This window comes from Bartonella sp. W8151, assembly GCF_016100385.1.
Taxonomy (GTDB): domain Bacteria; phylum Pseudomonadota; class Alphaproteobacteria; order Rhizobiales; family Rhizobiaceae; genus Bartonella; species Bartonella apis.
The window spans coordinates 425,775-446,963 of record NZ_JACFSO010000004.1; the positions used below are offsets into that span (position 1 = coordinate 425,775).

The window sequence follows — 21,189 nt, forward strand, 5'->3', positions numbered from 1 at the left end:
TTTTAGTAAATTTACTCGAAAACACATCAAACAGTTACGCCGCATTTTCTTTACGCGTGTAGGATATTTTTTCAACCTTCAATATCTATCAAATGAATAAAAGAGCCGGCAACATTGTTTATTCTCATTCCGCTTGTACCTACAGAATTGTCAAGCGCATCATAGGCTTTAAAAAGTGGTTTATCGACTTTTTCGTCTATAATCGAAGCATAATGGAATTCATGCCCTCGAAAGCGGGTTTTTCCAAAAAACTCTCCTTCAGGAACCAATCGGCGATAGCCTAAATGCAGTTTCTTCTGTTTGAAGCTGGTATTCAATGGCAACAGACCAAGCATCGGGTGTTTAACCCCTTCGCTATCTTCCAATGTTTCCCCCAAGGTCATATAACCACCGCATTCGCCATAAACGGTTTTTCCGGCTTTTGCTATATTGGTCATGGCTTCTTTGAACTTTTCTGCTGCTGCCAGTTTTCCGGCAAAAAGTTCGGGATAACCACCACATAAATAAACACTATCACACTCTTTATCCGGCACTTCATTCGCCAAAGGCGAAAAGAACATGATTTCGGCACCGGCTTTTCTCCAGCCATCAAGCAGATGTGGATAAGAAAAGCGGAAAGCATCATCACGGCTCACCGCAATGCGTTGTCCAAGTGGCGGGATATAATCAATCGTGGCACTATCAACTTTCACACGATTTGAAGTCGATAATGTGATCATCGCCTCAAGATCAACGCTTTCCTTTATGATTTCTGCCGCTTTTCCAATGAAAGCATGAAGATCTGTTCGTTCCGAAGCTTGAACCAGTCCCAAATGACGTGAGGGGAGTGTCAGCGCCTTATTCCGGTAAACGGCGCCAACCACCGGAATATCAAGCGGTCGCAAGGCCGCGCGAAGCATGGCTTCGTGTCGGGGGCTCCCGATTTTATTCAGGATAATGCCGGCAAAGCGCAATCCCGGCATAAATTCGGCAAAACCTTTGACAAGTGCCGCGACCGAATGTGATTGGCTTGTTACATCAACGACAAAAAATACCGGCAAATCCAACAAACGGCCAAGTTCGGCAGACGACCCCTTGCCGTTAATGGCACCGTCATAAAGCCCCATCATGCCTTCGACAACAAAAAACTTCTGCTCCGAAGTGTCGGTAAAATTGATATTTCTTATGAGCGCGTCGCGCATTGCCCAACAATCGAGATTGTAGCTATCCTCGCCTGTTGCCGCTTTATGAAACGCGGGATCAATAAAGTCCGGCCCCGCTTTTCGGGGAGCAACGGCTAATCCCATTTCTTTCAGGGCTCGCATTAATGCCAGAGTGATAACAGTTTTACCGGCTCCCGAATTGGCAGCGCTCACCATAAAGCCATTCATAATGATCTGTTATCCAATTCGTCTCTAACAATATTTGGAGCAAGTTTATCGGAAAGAGAAACAACTTTACCAACGACAACAATTGTTGGCGGTTCGATGTCATGTTCTTTGATTGTTTGTTTTATATGATCAAGTTCGGTTTTATAAATCCGCTGATTGGAGGTTGTCGCATGTGTGATAAACATAACCGGCTCATCATTCTTGCGCCCCCCTTTAATGAGGTCATCGGCAATTTCATCAATGTGTTTCATCGCCATATAAAACACGAGAACCGGTGCGGCGCGGGAAATTGCTTTCCAGTCAAAAGACTTTGGCACTGTACCGTCAGCATCGTGACCGGTTAAAAACAATACACTGTGATTGACGGAGCGATGCGTAACCGGAATGCCTGCATAGGCCGGGCCTGCTATTCCAGCTGTTATTCCAGGAAAAACGCGAAAGGGAATATGGGCGTCTATCAAGGCAAGCGCCTCTTCACCACCACGGCCGAACACAAAAGGATCGCCGCCTTTCAAACGCAAAACCCGTTTTCCTTCTCTGGCAAGGCAAATCATGCGGTCGGTGATTTCCTGCTGTTTAAGCGAGGGTTTGCCACCGCGTTTTCCGGCAAATTCTAAAATTGCGCCTTGTTTTGCGAGCTCAAGGCACGAATGATCGACCAACGCATCATAAAGGATATGGTCTGCCTGTTTGAGTGCATTGACACAATGGAGAGTAAGAAGTCCGGGGTCACCCGGCCCCGCGCCCACCAACCACACATGCCCGGCAATGAACTGTGGCAATTTGAAAGGCAAATCTGCCGTCATTTCGGGTCCTTTTGATGGTAAAATCTATACAAAACAAGAATCAATGCATTATATGTGTTATCTATTGTGCAGTTTCCAACCACTGTAAACGTTTAATTTTCAAGAAATATTGTCAAAATGGCAGACTTGCAAAGCACATTGAAACGCAAACCGGAAGGCCCCCTTCGCTTGGGCTGGACAACAGGCGCCTGCGCAACCGCTGCCACCAAGGCAGCGCTCACCGCTCTCATTACCGGTGAGTTTCCCGATCCTGTGGAGATAAGATTGCCAAGGGGGCAAATGCCGCAATTTGCGCTTTCTCTCAAAAGTCTTGGAGAAAATCAGGCGACAGCGGGAATTATCAAAGATGCAGGTGATGATCCCGATGTGACCGACAAGGCGACCATTATTGCAACTGTCACCCCAGCCTCTCCAAACAGCGGAATTATATTCAAAGCCGGAAAAGGTGTTGGAACTGTTACAAGACCGGGTTTGCCGCTTGATGTCGGAGAAGCGGCCATCAACCCCGTTCCACGCCGCATGATGAGCGAGGTTTGCAAGGAAATTTGTGACAAATATTCTTTTCCGCAAGATCTCGTCATTACAATTTCGGTACCGGATGGCGAAAATATCGCGCTCAAAACATGGAATCCGCGCCTTGGCATTCTGGGCGGCATCTCCATTCTCGGTACAACCGGTATTGTTCACCCGTTCTCATGCTCGGCATGGATCCATTCTATTCATAGCGGTATTGATGTCGCTCGTGCAGAAGGGGCAAGCCATGTTCTTGGTGCAACCGGAGCAACTTCGGAAGATGCGGCACAGGCAATCTATCACCTTCCTGACTATGCCATATTGGATATGGGGGACTTTGTCGGTGCTGTGTTAAAATATTTGCGTCACCACCCGATTGATAAACTGACAATTGCCGGTGGTTTTGCAAAACTGACAAAACTCGCGCAAGGCGAAATGGACCTTCATTCTTCCCGCTCTCAAGTCGACAAGACATATTTGTGGAACGTTGCAAAGAATGCCGGCTTGAACCAATCTCTCAAGAACTTCATCGAAAATGCGAACACTGCGAAAGAAGTGCTTGATATTGCTACAAAAGAAGGAATTAATATTGCTACCCCTATTGCGCTTCAGGCAAAACATGTCGCTGAAGAAACACTAAGGGATGCGCCGGTTGCTGTCGAAATCATTGTGACCGATAGAAAGGGAAATATTCTTGCGAGAAGGTAGGACAGTTTTATTATTGGGTGGCACCAGCGAAGCCTATGCTCTTGCAGAAAAATTTGCCGAAGAGGACTATCCTGTTCTTTCGTCTCTCGCTGGCCGTACATCGCATCCGAAAATTCCCGCAGGGCGGTATCGCATTGGCGGGTTTGGCGGCATTGACGGGCTTATCGATACAATCAAAAAGGAAAATATAGGGCTTATTGTTGACGCAACCCATCCTTTTGCCGAAACTATGACCGATCATGCCTGGCGGGCAGCACGCGCAGAAAAGATCGACTATATCCGGTTCGAGCGTCCGCTCTGGCAAGCGGGGAAAGAAGACAAGTGGCAAACGGTGAATAATATTGCTGAAGCCGTTGCCGCTATTCCTTTAAATAGCCGCTGCTTCCTTGCGATAGGGCGCCAACACGTCAATGAATTTCTGGTGCGTAAAGATGTGTCATTTGTCGCGCGTATGGTCGAGAAACCGGAAAATTTTGTTTCTGAAGCCAATATAGAAATTGTGCTTGGTAAACCGGAAAATGAAAAAGAAGAATATGACTTTCTCGTCAACCATCGTTTTGATTGTCTCGTGTGCAGAAATTCCGGAGGTTCCGCCTCTTTTCCAAAGTTGGAGGCTGCACGCAAACTCGGCCTTCCGGTGATTATGATAACCAGAAAGCCCCTGCCCGATGTCGTCACATTGAACACGGAAAAAGATGTTATCAACTTGGTGAGGACATTTTGCCAAGCGGACCGTGCGGAAAAGCATAAAGAGACGAACGGCTAAGCTTTTCCGGCCGCAGCGCTTTCCCGACAAAGATGATCGCGGTCTTTTCTATTTTTTCTTGCGCTATCTTTTCATGAATATCGGCAAGCGTGCCTGAAATGATTTTTTCGTCCGGCCAGCTTACATGATAGGCAACAATGACGGGGCAATCGGCCCCGTAAATCGGCAATAATTCTTTCTGGATTGCGACAATATTTTTTGCCGATAGATGAATTGCCATTGTCGCTTTTGCTTTTCCGAGATTTGACAATGTCTCAAGTTCCGGCATTGGTGAAGAATTAACCGATGTTCGTGTCAAAATGACCGACTGGTTTAGCTTTGGAAGTGTCAATTCCTGCTTCATGGCTGCCGCTGCCGCCGCATAGGAAGCAACCCCCGGTACCACCTCGTAATTGATCGCTAGCTTGTCGAGCGCTGCCATCTGTTCGGCAATTGCGCTATAGATCGAAGGGTCGCCGGAATGAAGCCTTGCAACATCCTTTCCTTCTTTTTCCGCTTTGACAAACTCTTCGACGATGGCATCAAGATCAAGATGGCCGGTATTGACGCGTCGCGCTTCATGAGGAATTTCGGCAATCAATTCTTCCGAAAGAAGCGAGCCGGCATAAAGGCAGACCGGACAACGTTTTATGAGATTGAGCCCGCGCAGTGTAATGAGATCATATGCCCCCGGACCTGCGCCAATAAAATATACTGTCATTCTTCCTTCTGTCCTGCCACCGCAATGGTAAGCCCACCAATTTTTGTCTTTTCAACGAGCAAAATACCACCTTTACCTGAAGCCGCCAAAGCTGCAGCTTCCGCAACTCCATGGCAGCCCGTATATTGAAAAACAATATCGGAAGGGTTCTTCAGAAAGCAAGTCATTGTCTCCAACTCTTCAGACGAAAATGTAACGAGAGGAACAGCAAAACGTTGCAAAGCGCTTAAAATAAGACCGTTGGATTCTTTACCTTCAAGTGTTGAAAAAGCCGCAATATTCCATTTTTCGAGAGTTTCGAGAGCCTTTTCCATGTCGCCCGTCGTGGCAGATGATGAAATGCCTATGCCCACAAAAACCGGCATAGCACTTCTGTTGACCATATCCGGTTTTGCCTTCAAGCGCGTTCTTTGACAGTGTTATAAATCCGTTCCACCTCTTGTGAAGGGACACCGAGAATGGCTGCTATCCGATGGATGAGCGCAACTTCATCAGCATCGACATGATTATCGGCAGCGGCAATTGTCATCAAATTTTCGATAAGTGCAATACGCCGATCCGGTGCCAATTCACCAAAGAGAGCCGCAGCCTGCCCGGTTGTGGTTTCATAGCCATAATCATAAAGATATTGGATGACATCCGGCAAAGCATCGGGAGATACACCGAATTGTTGTTCGGCAATTTTTGAAAAAGCGGCTGTTTCGCTTGGCGTATGTTTGCCGTCGGCAAAGCCCAAATGGATGAGCAAGAGAAGCTCGGCCGCTGTTGCCGGATTTTCGGCCACTTTACGAACCGAATTATGACGGGAAAAATAATTTGCTATGCTGTCAAACATGCGAAACTCCGCTTCTTGCCACGTTAGGAGAGCTGAACTAAAAGCAGAGCTTGCCAATATTGCACAAAAAACACAAGTGCATGAATGCAACGTTTGACGTTTCTTTATCGAAATTATTCTATTATTCCTTATTCTATTCTGTTCAGGTAGTATTCGCCAATGCTGGAATTCCTTTTTGACCCGACTGTCCTGATTTTGATTTTTGCCGGTTTGCTTGCCGGTTTTATAGATTCGATTGCCGGTGGCGGTGGCCTTATCACCATCCCTGCCCTGATGCTTTCGGGCCTTCCGCCAGTCGAAACATTGGGCACAAACAAGTTGCAAGGGCTTTTCGGCTCATTTTCTGCAATGGTCGCCTATGCCCGTGGTGGACAAGTCAATATCCGGAAACAAATCCTTCAGGCCGCCATGGCGTTTATCGGAAGCATTATCGGCGCATTGGTTGCAACCCTTATTCCTGTCAAATTATTTCAGGCATTCCTGCCCGTTCTGCTCATTATTGTCGCCTGTTATTTTGCGTTAAAGCCGAACCTCAACGATATTGATAAACAGGAGCGGATGCGACCAATCATCTTTTCACTGACTATGGCACCACTTGTCGGCTTTTACGACGGCATATTTGGTCCGGGTGCCGGTTCTTTCTATATGCTGGCCTTTGTTTCTTTGTCAGGCTTTGGAATTCTCAAAGCAACAGCCCATACAAAACTGTTGAACTTTTCATCCAATCTCGGCGGTTTTTTAACCTTTGCTGTCATGGGCTCGATCAATTTAAAAATCGGCATTGCTATGGGAATTGCCCAATTCATCGGTGCGCAAATGGGGGCCCGCGTTGCCATGAAAACCGGTGCCAAGCTCATAAAACCGCTATTGGTCATCGTGTGCGTTATTCTTGCCTATAAACTCTTACAAGCCCATGACAATCCGTTGCGGCAATGGCTGAACCTTTGAGTGATAAAAGCCCGTCCATTAAGATACCGGAATAGAGCTTAAAAGAAAAACCGGTTCGCACAAAGCTGCCAAACCGGCTTTAAAAATTGAACAATTATGCTCTTCTAAAATTTTAATGCCAGCAAAATAACGCCCGCGCCGATCAGGACGACGCCGGTCCAGTTGATGGCTGTCAGTTTTTCACCAAGAAAAGTAACGCCGAAAATGGCAACAAAAATAACCGACAATTTGTCTATCGGGGCAACATGGGAAGCATCTCCCAATTGCAGAGCGCGGAAATAGGCGAGCCATGAAGCACCCGTGGCAAGTCCTGATAAAACAAGGAAAACCCAGGATTTCGTCGGAATGGCTCCCGGACGTTGCCATTGTCCGGTGATGCTCAAAAACAGACATAATGCGGCAATAATAACAATTGTTCTTATCAAAGTGGCGAAATCGGAATTGATACCGCTTATGCCGACTTTTGCAAAAATCGCTGTTAAAGCCGCAAAAATTGCTGAAAGAAATGCCCAGAACTGCCATGTTGCGGTCATCAGAATTCAATCCCCTTCTGTCCTTTTATGCCAGAACGGAACGGATGTTTGACCAATTCCATTTCTGTTACCAGATCGGCAGCTTCAATCAATTCATTTCGTGCATTGCGACCGGTGATGATAACATGTTTCATGAAAGGTCGCTTGGATAATACGTCAAGCACTTCTTCCAAAGGTAAATAATCATAGCGCAATACGATATTCAGCTCGTCACAAAGCACCATATCGGTCGTGTCGTCGAGGATCATATCTTTGGCAATGTCCCACGCTTTTCGCGCTTCGGCAATGTCTTTTTCACGATCTTGCGTTTCCCATGTGAAGCCTTCACCATGGGCATAAACGCGCACCTGATCGCCAAATTTTTCAAGTGCGGTACGCTCTCCGGTTTGCCTTAATCCCTTGACAAACTGCACCACTCCAACCTTCATATTCTGGCCGAGAGCCCGAAAAACCATACCGAAAGCGGCTGTTGTCTTGCCTTTGCCCTTGCCCGTATGAACAATGAGAAGACCTTTTTCCTTGGTTTTACCGGCTTCTATTTTTTTGCGCGCGGCCTCTTTCTTTTTCATTTTTTCGGCATGACGGGCATTCAATTCCGCTTCCGTCAGCTTTTCCTTGGCGTCCATCTTATCGAGCCTTTCTGTAGTTCTTCCAGTTCAAACAAAGCAGAATTGGAGCGCGGTTTCCATAGCTCTCTCCGGATCGCCTGTTCAAGTTTATGTGCCATTTCTCTTAAAGCTGCAGGATTGTTTCCGATTAAAAAATTCCGCACGGTTTCATCGTCGATATAGGCAGTATAAATCGCCTCGAATTGTTCGTTGGATACGGCATTTGTTGTAGCCGAAAAAGCAAAGAGATAGTCGACAGTTGCAGCCATTTCGACCGCACCTTTAAAGCCGTGTCGCATAACCCCTGTTATCCATTTCGGATTAACGGCCCGCCCGCGGAGTGTCCGCCCGATTTCTTCCTGCAATGTTTTTATCATCGGCCGTTCGGGGCGCGACATATCATTGTGATAGACTTTCGGAAAAGACCCCTGCTTATCGGCAACTGCCGAAGCCATTCCCCCTTCAAAGGCATAATATTCACCGGAATCGAGAAGATCATGTTCGCGATTATCCTGATTTTGGACAACGGCATTGATATGATGAAGCCGGTTTTCAAGCATATTTTGTGCAGCAACACCGTCTTCCTTACCGTAAGCAAAAGAAGAATGGGCAATCCATGCTTTACCAAGATCGTTACGGTCATTCCATTCGCCCTTGTCGAGAAGCTCCTGAACGCCGGTTCCATAAACACCCGGACGAGCGCCGAAAACACGAAAACCGGCTTCTCTTTCCGCCTCTTTTGTGCTCTTTCCGGTTTCTGTGAGCGTTTTTACGTCTTTCAAATAATGCGCATGAAGCGGATTATCCTCTTCCTCCTCGTCAAGCGAGGCAACGATACGCACCGCCTGATCGAACAAGGCTATCTGTTCGGGAAATGCATCGCGGAAGAAACCGGAAATCCTTAATGTCACATCAACACGTGGCCGCCCGAGAACTGCTACCGGAATAACTTCAACACCGGTTACACGGCGGGATGCCGCATCCCACAAAGGTTTCACACCGATAAGTGCCAGAGCCTGCGCAATATCATCGCCACCGGTACGCATATTGGCAGTTCCCCAAGCAGTAAGGCCAAAAGCCTTCGGCCAATCACCGTGATCCTGCACATAGCGGATAATGAGAAGCTCGGCCGATTTTTTACCCAATTGCCAAGCCGATTGTGTGGGCACAGCTCTTGTATCGACCGAAAAAAAGTTGCGCCCTGTCGGAAATACATCCGGCCGGCCGCGTGTCGGGGCACCGGATGGCCCCGGCTCGACAAAGTGCCCGTCAAGAGCGGTTAAAAGCCCGTCAATTTCCGCCTTGCCGCAACTTAAAATCAATGGCCGCAATGTTTCTGCAATATTTTTAAGAATTGGCGCTGTTTTCTTGAACTTCGGAGGAAGGGTAATCTTTCCGGAAACCAGCGCCAGCGCCAGAAGCTCGATCCGTTCAACCGTGTCACCATTGGTGCGCCATAGGCTATCGGTCATACCCTTCAATATTTCAGGCTTTTTACCTTGCCACTTTTCGGAAAAAACACAATCAAGCGGGTCAAAAGCAAGGCCAAGATCATCGGCTATAGCGCGGTGTAAACTGCCATTTTCCCCCTCGCCGCGAGGCACACGCGCCGTTGCAACAAGGAGATTTTCCAATTGTTCGCCGGAAGGGGCTTTGCCAAAAATATGTAGCCCGTCCCTGATTTGCAATTCTTTAAGATCGCACAAAAAGGCATCAAGTTTCTCAAGTGCCAGATCATCGCTATCATGGTCTTCAATTCCGGCATCATGATTGAGACCGGTAAGCCTCACCAGATCAAGTATTTCGCCTTTGAGCTTTACGAGACGACGCGGGTCAACGCCCGACGCCTCGTAATATTCATCAACAAGGCCTTCCAGATCTTTTAACGGGCCATAACTTTCCGCGCGCGTCAAAGGCGGGGTCAGATGGTCGATGATAACGGCCGAAGAGCGTCGTTTTGCCTGTGTCCCTTCACCGGGGTCGTTGACAATAAACGGGTAGATGTGCGGCATCGATCCAAGAGCTATTTCAGGATAGCAATGGTTCGAGAGTGCCAAAGCTTTTCCCGGAAGCCATTCAAGATTTCCATGTTTACCCATATGAATGATGGCATCGGCTTTATAAACAAACCGGAGCCAGAAATAAAACGCAAGGTAATGATGGGTAGGAACAATATCGGGGGCGTGGTAGACTTGCTTTGCATCCATACCGAATGCGCGTTCCGGCTGTAATCCGACAACCGTTTCCCCCAACATTAAAACCGGCAAGGCCAATCCGTTGTCAACCACATAGGCATCGTCTTCCGGCGCACCCCAACGTGCAGTCACTTCATCTTGAATCTTTTTATCAAGCGATTGAAAGAACTTCTTGTAAAGACTCAAAGAAAGTGCTGTCCGGACGAGCCTCCCCTTTACTCCTTCATTGGTTGGACCTTCAATCATCAACCGCATGAGCTCATTGCCATTTTCCGGAATATTTTCAATCTCATAGCCTTGGCTTTTCATGGCTTTGAGAGTCACAATCATGGCTGCCGGTGTATCAAGCCCGACACCGTGCCCCAAGCGACCATCGCCACCCGGATAATTGGCCATGACAATGGCAACATGGCGCTCTTCCGGCTTCTTGTTGCGCAGTCTTACCCAGTTTTTTGTGAGCTCTGCAACAAAGTCGACCCGATCTTTCAAAGGTTTATGGACGACAACATTACATTCTGTCTCGTCATCATATTCCACTGCCGATTTGAAAGACACAGCGCGGGTGAATACACGCCCATCGACTTCCGGAAGCGCAACATTCATGGCAAGGTCACGGGCAGTTAAGCCACGCCCGTCTTTTTCCCACTGTTCTTTGCTACTTCCGGCAAAAACCACCTGCAAAACCATTGCACCGCGCTTTTCGAGGACAGTGGGTTTTCGTCCCATATGCCCGTTTGAAACGGCAAAGCCCGTAGCATTTAAAACAATATCGGGAGGAAGCCGGTCAAAAATTGAATCGACAATTGCAACGCTCAATTCGTCTTTAAGACTTGAAACAAAAATTGGCAGCGCGATTAAGCCGCGTTTTTCAAGAGCGTCAATAAGAGCTTCCACGCTCGCTGTTTGCCCGCTCTGCACCAATGCGCGATAAAAGCAGATAGCCACCACCGGTTTATGGGTGGCATTGTGACGTTTAATGAGATCATCAACAGTTAACGGCGGGTCATCCGGCGACCAAAGGCCGGCCTTCATCAAGGGTATCGCTTCGACGGGCTTTTCGTGGCGGCCGAGCAAATAATCGCAATATTCAAGAAAGGAGCGCATATTTTGCGCACTTGCTTCAATGAGATAGTGCCAAAGATTGTGGCAATCCTCTTCGGCAACAGTAGAAAATTTTTGCAAATTTTCGTCTACTTTATCGTCACCAGGTAAAACCACCAGTTTGATCTTCTTTTCGAGTGCCAGCGAGTGGAGAACTTGCAACCCATAAGGCCAGTAACTTTCGCCACCTATCACGCGCAACACAATCAATTTCGCATATGACGCGGTTTTTTCGACATAGGTGTCAACCGACATGGGATGAGAAAGCGAAAGCAAATTGACAAGCCTCAGCGAAGACGTTGTTTTCTTCAATGCGGCTTTTGCAACCGAAAGGCTGGCCAATTCGGTGTCAGCCGCCGAAAGAAAAATAACATCGGCAGGCGACTGTCCAAGATCAATCGCCTTATCCTGTTCGGCTATGGTTCCCTTCTGGGCAAGAAGCAAATGCATCAGACATCAAGCGCTTCAATAGTTTTGCGCACCTTCCCCTCGTCGATTTCGTGAAGGCCGATAACAACAAGATGGCTTTTATGCTCTTCGTTTTTTTGCCAGGGGCGATCAAAATAGGAATCAATCCGCTGACCGACAGCTTGAACAACAAGGCGCATCGGTTTTCCAACCACATTGACAAAGCCTTTGAGCCGCAAAATATCATTTTCTTCGATGATCGTTTTCAACCGTTCGATTAATGCCTTGGGATCATGGATGGATGGTGCGTTAACGACAAAGCTTTTGAATTCGTCGTGGTTATGTGGAACGCCTTTCGCATGGTTCATTTCATGGTGGGATTTGCGGTTTTCAATATCGCTCTCGGTACCGACGCCAAGCCCCAATATAAGATCGGTTCCGATACTGCCAAAACTCGACGTGACCATTTGCGGAACTCTGTCACTATGGCTTGAAATGATATTGCGCACATTCTCGAGCTTATCCTCGTCGATAAGATCAACCTTGTTAAGGACGATAAGATCAGCCGCATGAATTTGATCTTCAAACAATTCTTCAAGCGGGCTTTCATGAGTAATCGAACTATCTTCGGCACGTTCGGCATTGATTTTGTCAATATCATCCGCAAACCGGCCTTCGGCCACCGCCGGAGCGTCAATCACGGTAATCACTCCGTCAACGGTCACCTGCGTTTTGATCTCGGGCCAATTGAAGGCTGCAACAAGCGGCTGGGGAAGTGCCAAACCGGATGTTTCAATCACAATATGATCGGGTCTATCCTCGCGCTCAAGCAGTTTCGTCATAGTCGGAATGAATTCTTCGGCAACCGTACAACAGATGCAGCCATTATTGAGTTCAATGAGATCATCATCATGGCAATTATCAAGACCGCAGCCTTTGAGCAAACCGCCATCCACACCAAGTTCGCCAAATTCGTTAATGATAAGAGCAATACGTTTGCCTTTTGCATTTTCCAATAAATGCCTGATCATTGTGGTTTTTCCGGAACCCAAAAATCCGGTTATGACGGTGGTTGGGATTTTGCTCTGTAAAAATTTTTGTTCCGACATCAAACTTAGCCTTTCAATTTAAGCGGCAGACCAGCCGCAACAAAAAACACCGTTTCTGCTATATTTGCAATTTTCTGATTCATGAGACCGGCATAATCACTGAATTCTCGCGCAAGCTTGTTGTCCGGCACAATGCCGAGCCCTACCTCGCTCGAAACAAAAACCGTTTCTACCTTAAGTCCTGCAAGACCATCAACAAGCTTTGCTATTTCTGTTTCAACGTTCCTGTGATGCTCCAATAAATTACCAAGCCAAACGCTGAGACAATCAATAAGGATGATCTTTTGTTCACTATTATGTTTTGCGATCTCGCCCATAATATCAATCGGTTCTTCAACATTGATCCAGCCGGACTTGCGGCGTGAGCGATGCATGTCGACCCGTTTTTTCATCTCTTCATTGAAAATTTCTGCCGTTGCGAGATAGACCGGCACTTTATTGGCAGATAACACATAATTTTCGGCAAAAACCGACTTTCCCGAACGCGTACCGCCAAGAATCAATGTGCTCTTTGCCAAAAATCTTCTCCACTTACGGAATAGACATTCATCACTTTACAAAGAAAGCTGAAAACCGGCTTCATGCCTTTGATACACAATCTGAGTTCTTGAATGATGAGAACACAAACCGGAACCGGATTTCTAGCCCATTCTTAAATACAATAATTTGACTGACCGGCTTGAATGAAATGCCCGAATTGGGTCCACTTCCTGAAAGTCCAGTTTATTTTTCGCAACTTCTTTTGCAAAAAACCGGCTTTCTTAGAGATAGCTGCTTAAACTTTATCGTGCAAGCCGAAAAAGCGCGTTTATGTCGACAGCCTTTTCCAACTCGTCGGCAATTTTATCGAGCGCATTATCAATTTTTTCAAAATGTCCGGACTTATCGGGCTTTGCACCCAAACTTCCGATAAAATAACGACGGAAAGCATCTGCCGAAAACAAACCATGGAGATAGGTTCCCCAAATCTTTCCATCGGACGAGGCCGCACCGTCTTCGACATTGTTTATTTTTAAAGGTGCATGGCGACAATCAGGACCAAAGCTTTTGCCCATATGGATTTCATAGCCTGTGAGACGAAGTCCGCTTGCAAGATGAATAGCATTACTATTACGTGTAAGTTTTCGTTCCCCGATTTTTGTTACCATATCAAGAAGGCCAAGCGCGTCTATTTCGCTAACATTTCCTTCCAGAGAATCGGGATCCAAAATTTTCCTGCCCAGAATCTGGAAGCCGCCGCAAATGCCGATAACCATACCGCCTTTTTTGGCGTGTGCGATAATCTCCTCATCCCACTTACGCTCACGAAGAATAATCATATCCGCTATGGTCGATTTGGAACCGGGAAGGATAATAACATCGCTATCGGTCGGAAAACATTCACCCTTCCGGACAAAGATAATTTCAACATCACTTTCGTGTGCTAACGGGTCGAGATCATCAAAATTGGCAATATGGGGTAAAATCGGTACAGCTATTTTTACTTTGCCATGTTTTGTTGGCTCCCTATGTTCGAGTGCCATAGAATCTTCAGAAGGTAAAAGGCTTGCCCCTTCAAGCCACGGGATTACACCGAGACAAGGCCAGCCGGTAAAATTCCGGATAGCGTTGATTCCGTCATCAAAAAGGCTCAAACACCCACGAAATTTATTAATGAGATAACCGCAGACCATTGCGCGGTCTTCGCAATCAAGAATTGTTGCTGTGCCGACAAGTGAAGCGATTACACCACCGCGGTCAATGTCACCAATCAATACGACCGGCACATCGGCGCTTCGCGCAAATCCCATATTGGCAATATCACCATGGCGCAAATTGATTTCTGCCGGTGAACCCGCCCCCTCCACCAGCACCAAATCGCATCTCTCCTTCAATCGGGCAAAAGATTCCATTACCCGATCTAGAAGTTCCCCCTTCATTTCTTGATAATCGGCACCTTTTTTAAAACCGGAAAGCTTACCCTGTACAATGATTTGGGAACCGGTAGAACTTTGCGGTTTCAATAAAACCGGATTCATATGAACGGACGGTTTTTCATTTGACGCAAATGCTTGCAGCCATTGACCGCGCCCGATCTCGCCGCCATCATCGGCAACAGCGGCATTGTTCGACATATTTTGCGGTTTGAACGGCATTACCTTGATGCCCTTGCGGGAGGCCAAACGGCAAAAGCCGGCAACAAGAACTGTTTTTCCGACGTCGGAACCTGTTCCTTGAAACATCAATGCACGTGCCAAATCAATCACCCTCTATCGATAAAAAAACCGCAATTTTTTCAAAAAAATAGCGATTTTCATACTTCATTAAGTATTCGCTAACCCGTGATTAACATTGTTCAACTACAAAGGCTCCAGAAACAAAAACAACTTGTTTCTCTCTGGATCAGGTAGTGCGTACCAGAGGTGTAATTCCGGACATGTGTATGAGTATCGTCCGGAATATGCGTAAAGATAAAACTGCGTTAACCGGTCTCCGGTTGCGCAGTTTTACGTTTTTTAGCCCCTATTCGCGACTATTGAAACAAGTCTTGGTTAACCTTCCACACTTTTTAAAATTCCTTCACACTTTTTAAAAAGTCGCTTGTTGCAAGCCGCTCTGCCGAACACATTTCCACTCCCCACTAGGTGTCAACTGCTTAACAGCAAGCGATGCTCTTTAAAAATGGTATTAAGCCGATATTTTTTTCAAAGCCCAATGTTTATCACCGCTTGCTATCCGATCGACAAAAGACTTGTCCGAATTTCAAAGGTTCTTGATGATACGAGCGAGAAGTGTGAATGAATCCATGCGTTTTTTATTATCCCAAATCGGGCTCGTAACAATCAGCTCGTCTGCATTCGTATCGGCTATCAGTTTTTTCAGTCCTTGCTCGACTGTTTCAGATGAGCCAACGACAGAGCAGGACAACGATTGCTCAAGCACCAAGCGGTGATTGAAAGGCAGATTATCAACATAATTCATAACGGGTTTTGGTAATGGACCGGCGCGCCCCGTCCTTAAATTTACAAAGGATTGTTGTTGGGAAGAAAATAGAAACTTTGCTTCGTCATCCGTTTCAGCAACCACAACATTTGCTGCAACCATTGCAACGGGCTTATCAAGATATTCCGAAGGCTGGAAATTATCGCGATAGACTTTGAGTGCGCGATAAAGCTCGGCCGGTGCAAAATGCGAGGCAAATGAATAGGGCAAGCCCAAAACTGCCGCAAGCTGCGCCCCATAAAGGCTCGACCCCAAAATCCAGACCGGTACATGCAAACCTGCCCCCGGAACTGCCCGCAATTGTTGCTGAGGCTCGGCATCTTTAAAATAGTCAAGCAATTCGACAACATCGCGCGGATAATCGTTCGGGTTGCTATCAAGCGAACGTCTCAAGGCTCTGGCTGTCATCTGGTCAGTACCCGGGGCGCGCCCTAATCCGAGTTCAACCCTTTTCGGGTAGAGTGCTTCAAGGGTGCCGAATTGTTCGGCGATGACCAGAGGCGAATGGTTGGGAAGCATAACGCCGCCCGCACCGACAACGATTTTATTGGTCGAGGCAAGAATCTGCCCCATTACAACCGCCGTTGCAGCGCTTGCAATGCCGGTCATATTGTGATGTTCAGCGTACCAAATACGAGGAAATCCTAGCTCATCCACATGTTTGGCAAGAGCTATGGAATTTTTTAACGCCTGAGCAACCGAACTTCCCTCAGGCACGGGACATAGATCAAGGACAGATATTTTCATTTTTTAAATATAGGAACTCTGAAAATGAATACAACGAGTGAAATTCAATCAAGCGCGGCTTTTTTAAATCAATCCCCACTATCGCCCCTATTCCACTCTTCTGTGACTTCGGCTACGAAATCGGCATAACGATGTGCTTCGATCGCGTCTCTTATGCCTTGCATCAATTGCTGATAAAAAGCGAGATTGTTCCACGTAATCACCATTCCGGCCAACGGTTCACCCGCTTTTACGAGATGGTGAAGATAAGCACGGCTATAATCCCGTGCAGCCGGACAGGGAGATTGGGGATCTAACGGGCGCGGGTCTTCGGCATGTTTTGCATTTCTCAAATTGATTTTACCAAATCTGGTGAACGCCAAACCATGTCGGCCTGCCCTTGTCGGCATGACACAATCGAACATATCAACGCCATGTGCCACACTCTTCAAAATATCATCAGGTGTGCCAACCCCCATCAGATAACGCGGCTTATCTTCCGGCAGAATCGAACAGGTCACATCAAGCATATCCATCATAACATTTTGCGGCTCACCTACCGCCAGGCCGCCAATGGAATAGCCTTTCAAATCGAGATCTTTCAAAGCATTTGCCGACCGTTCCCGCAAATCTGCATTATCCCCACCCTGAACGATGCCGAACATCGCCTTGCCCGGCTGGTTCCCGAAAGCCGTTTTGCAACGTTCTGCCCAACGTAAAGACAGCTCCATTGCCTTTTCCATTTCTTTGAATGAGGCAGGCAAGGCAACACATTGGTCGAGCTGCATTTGGATGTCGGAATCAAGAAGGCATTGTATTTCGATTGACCGTTCCGGCGTCAGCTCATAACGCGCGCCATCAATATGCGATTGGAAAGTCACGCCCTTTTCGGTCAATTTTCTAAGCCCAGCTAACGACATAACCTGAAAACCGCCGGAGTCGGTCAAAATGGGCTTCGGCCAACGTGCAAAAACATGAAGGCCGCCGAGCCGTGCAATACGTTCGGCACCGGGACGCAACATCAAATGATAGGTATTGCCGAGTATAATATCGGCACCAAGCTCTTCAACCTGCTCCATATACATTGCCTTCACCGAACCGGCGGTTCCTACCGGCATAAAAGCAGGTGTGCGGACTTTGCCACGCGGCATAGTAATTTCGCCACGCCGCGCGTGACCATCTTCAGTAATTTTTTTGAAGGTGAAGGTTTCGCTCATTGTTCCTAATCTTTTCGTTCCAGAAAACTTGTGTCGCCATAAGAATAAAAACGATAGCCTGTTTCAATAGCGTGTTGATAGGCGTGTTTCATTTCATCAAGCCCGCTAAAAGCCGACACGAGCATGAATAATGTCGAGCGCGGCAAGTGGAAATTTGTCATCAGGCAATCGACAAACCGGAAATGATAACCCGGTGTTATAAAAATATCGGTTGAACCCGCCCATGCATCAAGCTGCCCGTTTTCATCCGCAGCACTTTCCAGAAGTCGCATCGCCGTTGTCCCAACAGCAATCACCCTGTTGCCACGTCTTTTCACATCCATCAATGCATCTGCCGTTTGTTGGTCTATATGGCCAATTTCGGAATGCATTTTATGATCTTTTGTATCGTCGACCTTGACGGGCAAAAAAGTGCCTGCACCGACATGGAGCGTTACAAAATATTCGTCGACACCCCGATCTTTGATCTGTTGCATCAAATCCTTGGTAAAATGAAGACCGGCAGTCGGCGCCGCGACGGCCCCTTCTTCGCGTGCATAAACGGTCTGGTAATCGGTTTCGTCACGCTTGTCCTCGCCCCGTTTCAATGCAATATAAGGTGGTAAGGGCATATGGCCAATAAGCGCGATTTCACGATCAAGCTCGGCACCCGATTTATCAAATTCCAACAGCATTTCGCCGTTTTCGCCCTTTTCGCGAACCGTGGCAACAAGCTTGTCATCATCGTTAAGACTTCTATCCTGCTTGTTGAAAACAATTGTTTCGCCAATTTTTAAACGTTTTGCCGGACGAACAAAAGCAAGCCACTCGTTAGGGCTTACGCGTTTATGAAGTGTTGCACCAATATGGGCAATGGCTGCATCGCGCCGCCGTTCCCCCTGAAGTTGGGCTTTTATAACCTTGGTGTCATTGAAAACCAGTGCATCGCCTTTTCTGAGAAGCGAGGGTAAATCACGCACATGTAAATCTTCGAGACTTCCACCTTTTCCGACATGTAAGAGACGGGCACTTTCCCGCGGCACAGCCGGACGCAAAGCGATTTGTTTTTCAGGTAACTCGAAATCAAAAAGATCAACTTGCATAAGAGCGCACGCACATTCATAAATCGGACAAGCGGATAATGCTTGTCGCACTGTTATATCAGACCAAAGGACCAACCTTTATGGAGGCCTTGCCAAGGATACTTGGTAATGGTTTTTTACTAAAGCATTTTCCGAAAAGTGTGAAGCGGTTTTCGGGATTAAAAATGCGCCACTAAAAACGCATTTTCCGAAAAGTGTGAAGCGGTTTTCGGAATCAAAAATACGCAACAAAAAACCTATTTTCCGAAAAGTGTGAAGCGGTTTTCGGAATCAAAAATACGCAACAAAAAACCTATTTTCTGAAAAGTGTGAAGCGGTTTTCGGCGATTAATTCTGCCATTTGCCACAGAGTATCTTCAAAAAAGGAATGCGGATATAACACGATTTTTCGGGCTAGAAATCGTGTTTTCCATCAACTGTTTCGATCAAAAACATCCAATGGACAGTTCGACGATCTGTCGGTAATCTTACGTCAATTTCCGATTAAAATGATTAGTGGCAGGGGCTTTCGGAAAACATCTGGAAATGCATTGAAGCCTATTATTTTCCCGTCACATTATTACGAAGTTTTTCTTGCGAGAAACCGAACGAATATCAGCATATTTTATATAAGAAAAATAATGGAAATCGCGTTTTAAGCGAGGCGCTTAATCACTTTCATAATCAAGCTTTTTGGTGGCTGTTACTCCGATCATTCCCGATGCCAAATATATTATTCAAGAGTGAACCGAACGATATAAATAATATCAATAAAAATATTTATACATTAAAATTCAAAGTGTTAAAGATAAAACATGAATCATTTTACGAAGATTATATCGCTCTATTTTTAGAATGAGCACCAACCGCCATCTGCCGGAATTTCAAGTTTTAAAAAGACAAAAGGTGTTCCGAATTTTACCAGAACACCTTTTTCAAGTCTCATAAATCAAAGCTTCCGAACAACTGTGTCAACTCTGAAAATTATTTTTTATCAGCAGCAATTGTTGCTTTGACGATGCTATCAGGATCGCTGACAGGCTCGCCTTTTTTGAGCTTGTCGACATTTTCCATGCCTTCAATGACCTGTCCCCAAACCGTATATTGACGATTGAGCCACGGAGCATCCTCAAAACAGATAAAAAACTGGGAGTTTGCCGAATTCGGATTTTGACTGCGTGCCATAGAGGCCGTACCGCGTTTATGTGGCACATTGGAAAATTCGGCTTTAAGATCGGGCTTGTCGGATCCGCCCATGCCTGCGCGCGCTGCGCTGAACTTCTTGCCGCCTTTTTTGCCAAATTCGACATCGCCTGTCTGTGCCATAAAGCCGTCGATCACACGGTGAAAAACCACATTGTCATAAGCGCCTTCGCGGGTTAACTCTTTAATTCTTTTGACATGTTCGGGTGCAACGTCGGGCAATAATTCTATAACCACATCACCCTTTGTCGTTTCCAAAATCAACGTATTTTCCGGATCTTTAATTTCAGCCATTTCTTTTCCTTTATTTTGTAGCTTCAATACGTGCTTTCACAATGACGTCCGGATCAGCAACCGAACCATTATTATCGGCACGACCTTTTTTAATTTTATCAACGACATCCATGCCTTTTACAACTTCACCAACAACCGTGTACTGGCCGTTGAGAAAAGACGCATCATCAAAACAGATGAAAAACTGTGAATTGGCCGAATTCGGGTCTTGCGAACGTGCCATACCGACTGTGCCGCGTTTGAATGGTACTTTAGAAAATTCCGCTGCAAGGTCGGGATATTGTGACCCACCCATGCCGGCACGACGAATATTGAATTCGGGGCTGCCTTTTTTGCCGAATTTTACATCGCCTGTCTGTGCCATAAAGCCCGGAATAACCCGATGGAAGACAACATTATCATAAGCACCTTCTTTGGTGAGCTTCTCGATTTGTGCGACATGCTTGGGAGCAAGATCAGGCCGCAACCGGATTGTGACATCACCATCTTTCAATGTTAAGATAAGATTTTCTCCACCGGCGGCAAAAGCTACGGACCCAAGCGAAAAAAGTGCAAACAGAACGGCCATAACGCCTAAAAGTTTACGAACCAAAGTTTTTCTCCATTTATAATTTGAATTTTTTTATCAATGCAGATGCCACATTTTCAGGAACAAAGGGCGAAACATCACCACCCATCAATGCAATTTGCCGCACAAGAGTAGCGGAAATTGACCGAACCGCATCAGCTGCCGGCAAGAACAATGTCTGTATTCCGGGTGCCAACGCCCTATTCATGCCGGCAAGCTGCATTTCATAGTTAAAATCGGTTCCATCCCGCAAACCACGTATGATAAAATTTGCGCCGATCTCACGTGCTGTATTAACCAGCAAATTGTCGAAGGAAATAACTTCCAAACGCTTTTCTGTGTCTCTCAGAACAGTCTTCGCGACCGTTTCAATCAGTTTCTTACGTTCTTCAAACGTAAAAAGCGGGGCTTTACTCGGGTGGATGCCAATGGCAACAACAACCTTGTCAGCTACTCCAAAGGCACCCCGCAAAACGTCAAGATGGCCATTGGTAATCGGATCAAACGAACCAGCAAAAATTGCTACTTTCATCTTTCA

At 46.5% G+C, this 21,189-nt stretch carries 20 protein-coding genes; 3 read left to right on the top strand and 17 right to left on the bottom strand.

Features of this window, described 5'->3' with window-relative positions:
• Positions 1-71: 71 nt before the first annotated feature.
• Positions 72-1,370, bottom strand: a complete 1,299-nt coding sequence (locus tag H3V14_RS09795) for a cobyrinate a,c-diamide synthase (protein ID WP_198228284.1) — start codon at positions 1,368-1,370, stop codon at positions 72-74.
• Positions 1,367-2,176 carry a uroporphyrinogen-III C-methyltransferase gene (gene cobA / locus H3V14_RS09800; RefSeq protein ID WP_198228286.1) on the bottom strand — a complete coding sequence of 270 codons (810 nt, stop codon included), beginning with the start codon at positions 2,174-2,176 and terminating at the stop codon, positions 1,367-1,369. The genes H3V14_RS09795 and cobA overlap by 4 nt, the downstream gene beginning before the upstream one ends.
• A gap of 117 nt (positions 2,177-2,293) precedes the next feature.
• Here cobA and H3V14_RS09805 point away from each other — a divergent pair, with 117 nt between their 5' ends.
• Together H3V14_RS09805 and H3V14_RS09810 are read left to right on the top strand one after the other, a co-directional pair.
• Entirely contained in the window at positions 2,294-3,397 is a 1,104-nt protein-coding gene (locus tag H3V14_RS09805) for a cobalt-precorrin-5B (C(1))-methyltransferase (RefSeq protein ID WP_198228288.1), read from the top strand.
• The gene (locus H3V14_RS09810; protein ID WP_198228290.1) at positions 3,384-4,163 is read left to right on the top strand and encodes a cobalt-precorrin-6A reductase; all 780 of its coding nucleotides are present in this window, start codon (positions 3,384-3,386) and stop codon (positions 4,161-4,163) included. Before H3V14_RS09805 ends, H3V14_RS09810 begins: the two co-directional genes overlap by 14 nt.
• On the opposite strand, the gene cobM is transcribed toward H3V14_RS09810, so the two are convergent.
• Genes cobM through H3V14_RS09825 form a run of 3 tightly spaced genes read right to left on the bottom strand, consistent with a single transcriptional unit; the run spans position 4,099 to position 5,698 of the window.
• Positions 4,099-4,863, bottom strand: coding sequence for a precorrin-4 C(11)-methyltransferase (gene cobM / locus H3V14_RS09815; RefSeq protein WP_198228292.1), 765 nt, complete (start codon positions 4,861-4,863; stop codon positions 4,099-4,101). The genes H3V14_RS09810 and cobM overlap by 65 nt on opposite strands.
• Positions 4,860-5,246, bottom strand: coding sequence for a cobalamin biosynthesis protein (locus tag H3V14_RS09820; RefSeq protein ID WP_198228294.1), 387 nt, complete (start codon positions 5,244-5,246; stop codon positions 4,860-4,862). Before H3V14_RS09820 ends, cobM begins: the two co-directional genes overlap by 4 nt.
• A gap of 14 nt (positions 5,247-5,260) precedes the next feature.
• Positions 5,261-5,698 (bottom strand): TerB family tellurite resistance protein, encoded by a 438-nt coding sequence (locus tag H3V14_RS09825; RefSeq protein ID WP_077992443.1) that lies wholly within the window; start codon positions 5,696-5,698, stop codon positions 5,261-5,263.
• A 159-nt stretch (positions 5,699-5,857) separates the two neighbouring features.
• Here H3V14_RS09825 and H3V14_RS09830 point away from each other — a divergent pair, with 159 nt between their 5' ends.
• Positions 5,858-6,646, top strand: a complete 789-nt coding sequence (locus H3V14_RS09830) for a TSUP family transporter (RefSeq protein WP_198228296.1) — start codon at positions 5,858-5,860, stop codon at positions 6,644-6,646.
• Between the two features lie 104 nt (positions 6,647-6,750).
• Here H3V14_RS09830 and H3V14_RS09835 read toward each other — a convergent pair whose 3' ends face one another.
• The 12 genes from H3V14_RS09835 to coaD form a co-directional block, all read right to left on the bottom strand.
• The gene (locus tag H3V14_RS09835; RefSeq protein WP_198228298.1) at positions 6,751-7,179 is read right to left on the bottom strand and encodes an EamA family transporter; all 429 of its coding nucleotides are present in this window, start codon (positions 7,177-7,179) and stop codon (positions 6,751-6,753) included.
• Positions 7,179-7,805, bottom strand: coding sequence for a cob(I)yrinic acid a,c-diamide adenosyltransferase (gene cobO / locus H3V14_RS09840; RefSeq protein WP_198228300.1), 627 nt, complete (start codon positions 7,803-7,805; stop codon positions 7,179-7,181). The genes H3V14_RS09835 and cobO overlap by 1 nt, the downstream gene beginning before the upstream one ends.
• Positions 7,784-11,533, bottom strand: a complete 3,750-nt coding sequence (cobN, locus tag H3V14_RS09845; RefSeq protein WP_198228302.1) for a cobaltochelatase subunit CobN — start codon at positions 11,531-11,533, stop codon at positions 7,784-7,786. The genes cobO and cobN overlap by 22 nt, the downstream gene beginning before the upstream one ends.
• Positions 11,533-12,600, bottom strand: a complete 1,068-nt coding sequence (gene cobW / locus H3V14_RS09850; protein WP_198228304.1) for a cobalamin biosynthesis protein CobW — start codon at positions 12,598-12,600, stop codon at positions 11,533-11,535. Before cobW ends, cobN begins: the two co-directional genes overlap by 1 nt.
• Before the next feature lie 5 nt (positions 12,601-12,605).
• Positions 12,606-13,118: a bifunctional adenosylcobinamide kinase/adenosylcobinamide-phosphate guanylyltransferase gene (gene cobU, locus H3V14_RS09855; RefSeq protein ID WP_198228306.1), complete on the bottom strand. Its 513-nt coding sequence runs from the start codon at positions 13,116-13,118 to the stop codon at positions 12,606-12,608.
• A gap of 264 nt (positions 13,119-13,382) precedes the next feature.
• Positions 13,383-14,837 (bottom strand): cobyric acid synthase, encoded by a 1,455-nt coding sequence (locus H3V14_RS09860; RefSeq protein ID WP_198228382.1) that lies wholly within the window; start codon positions 14,835-14,837, stop codon positions 13,383-13,385.
• 505 nt (positions 14,838-15,342) lie between these two features.
• The gene (locus H3V14_RS09865) at positions 15,343-16,329 is read right to left on the bottom strand and encodes an LLM class flavin-dependent oxidoreductase (protein WP_198228308.1); all 987 of its coding nucleotides are present in this window, start codon (positions 16,327-16,329) and stop codon (positions 15,343-15,345) included.
• Between the two features lie 68 nt (positions 16,330-16,397).
• A complete protein-coding gene (gene tgt, locus H3V14_RS09870; RefSeq protein WP_198228310.1) occupies positions 16,398-17,525 on the bottom strand; it encodes a tRNA guanosine(34) transglycosylase Tgt in 1,128 nt (375 codons plus the stop codon).
• A gap of 5 nt (positions 17,526-17,530) precedes the next feature.
• Positions 17,531-18,607 carry a tRNA preQ1(34) S-adenosylmethionine ribosyltransferase-isomerase QueA gene (queA, locus tag H3V14_RS09875; protein ID WP_198228312.1) on the bottom strand — a complete coding sequence of 359 codons (1,077 nt, stop codon included), beginning with the start codon at positions 18,605-18,607 and terminating at the stop codon, positions 17,531-17,533.
• 963 nt (positions 18,608-19,570) lie between these two features.
• A complete protein-coding gene (locus H3V14_RS09880; RefSeq protein ID WP_198228314.1) occupies positions 19,571-20,083 on the bottom strand; it encodes a peptidylprolyl isomerase in 513 nt (170 codons plus the stop codon).
• 10 nt (positions 20,084-20,093) lie between these two features.
• Positions 20,094-20,675 carry a peptidylprolyl isomerase gene (locus H3V14_RS09885; RefSeq protein ID WP_246785143.1) on the bottom strand — a complete coding sequence of 194 codons (582 nt, stop codon included), beginning with the start codon at positions 20,673-20,675 and terminating at the stop codon, positions 20,094-20,096.
• A 13-nt stretch (positions 20,676-20,688) separates the two neighbouring features.
• Positions 20,689-21,183 carry a pantetheine-phosphate adenylyltransferase gene (coaD, locus tag H3V14_RS09890; protein WP_198228316.1) on the bottom strand — a complete coding sequence of 165 codons (495 nt, stop codon included), beginning with the start codon at positions 21,181-21,183 and terminating at the stop codon, positions 20,689-20,691.
• Positions 21,184-21,189 lie beyond the last annotated feature (6 nt).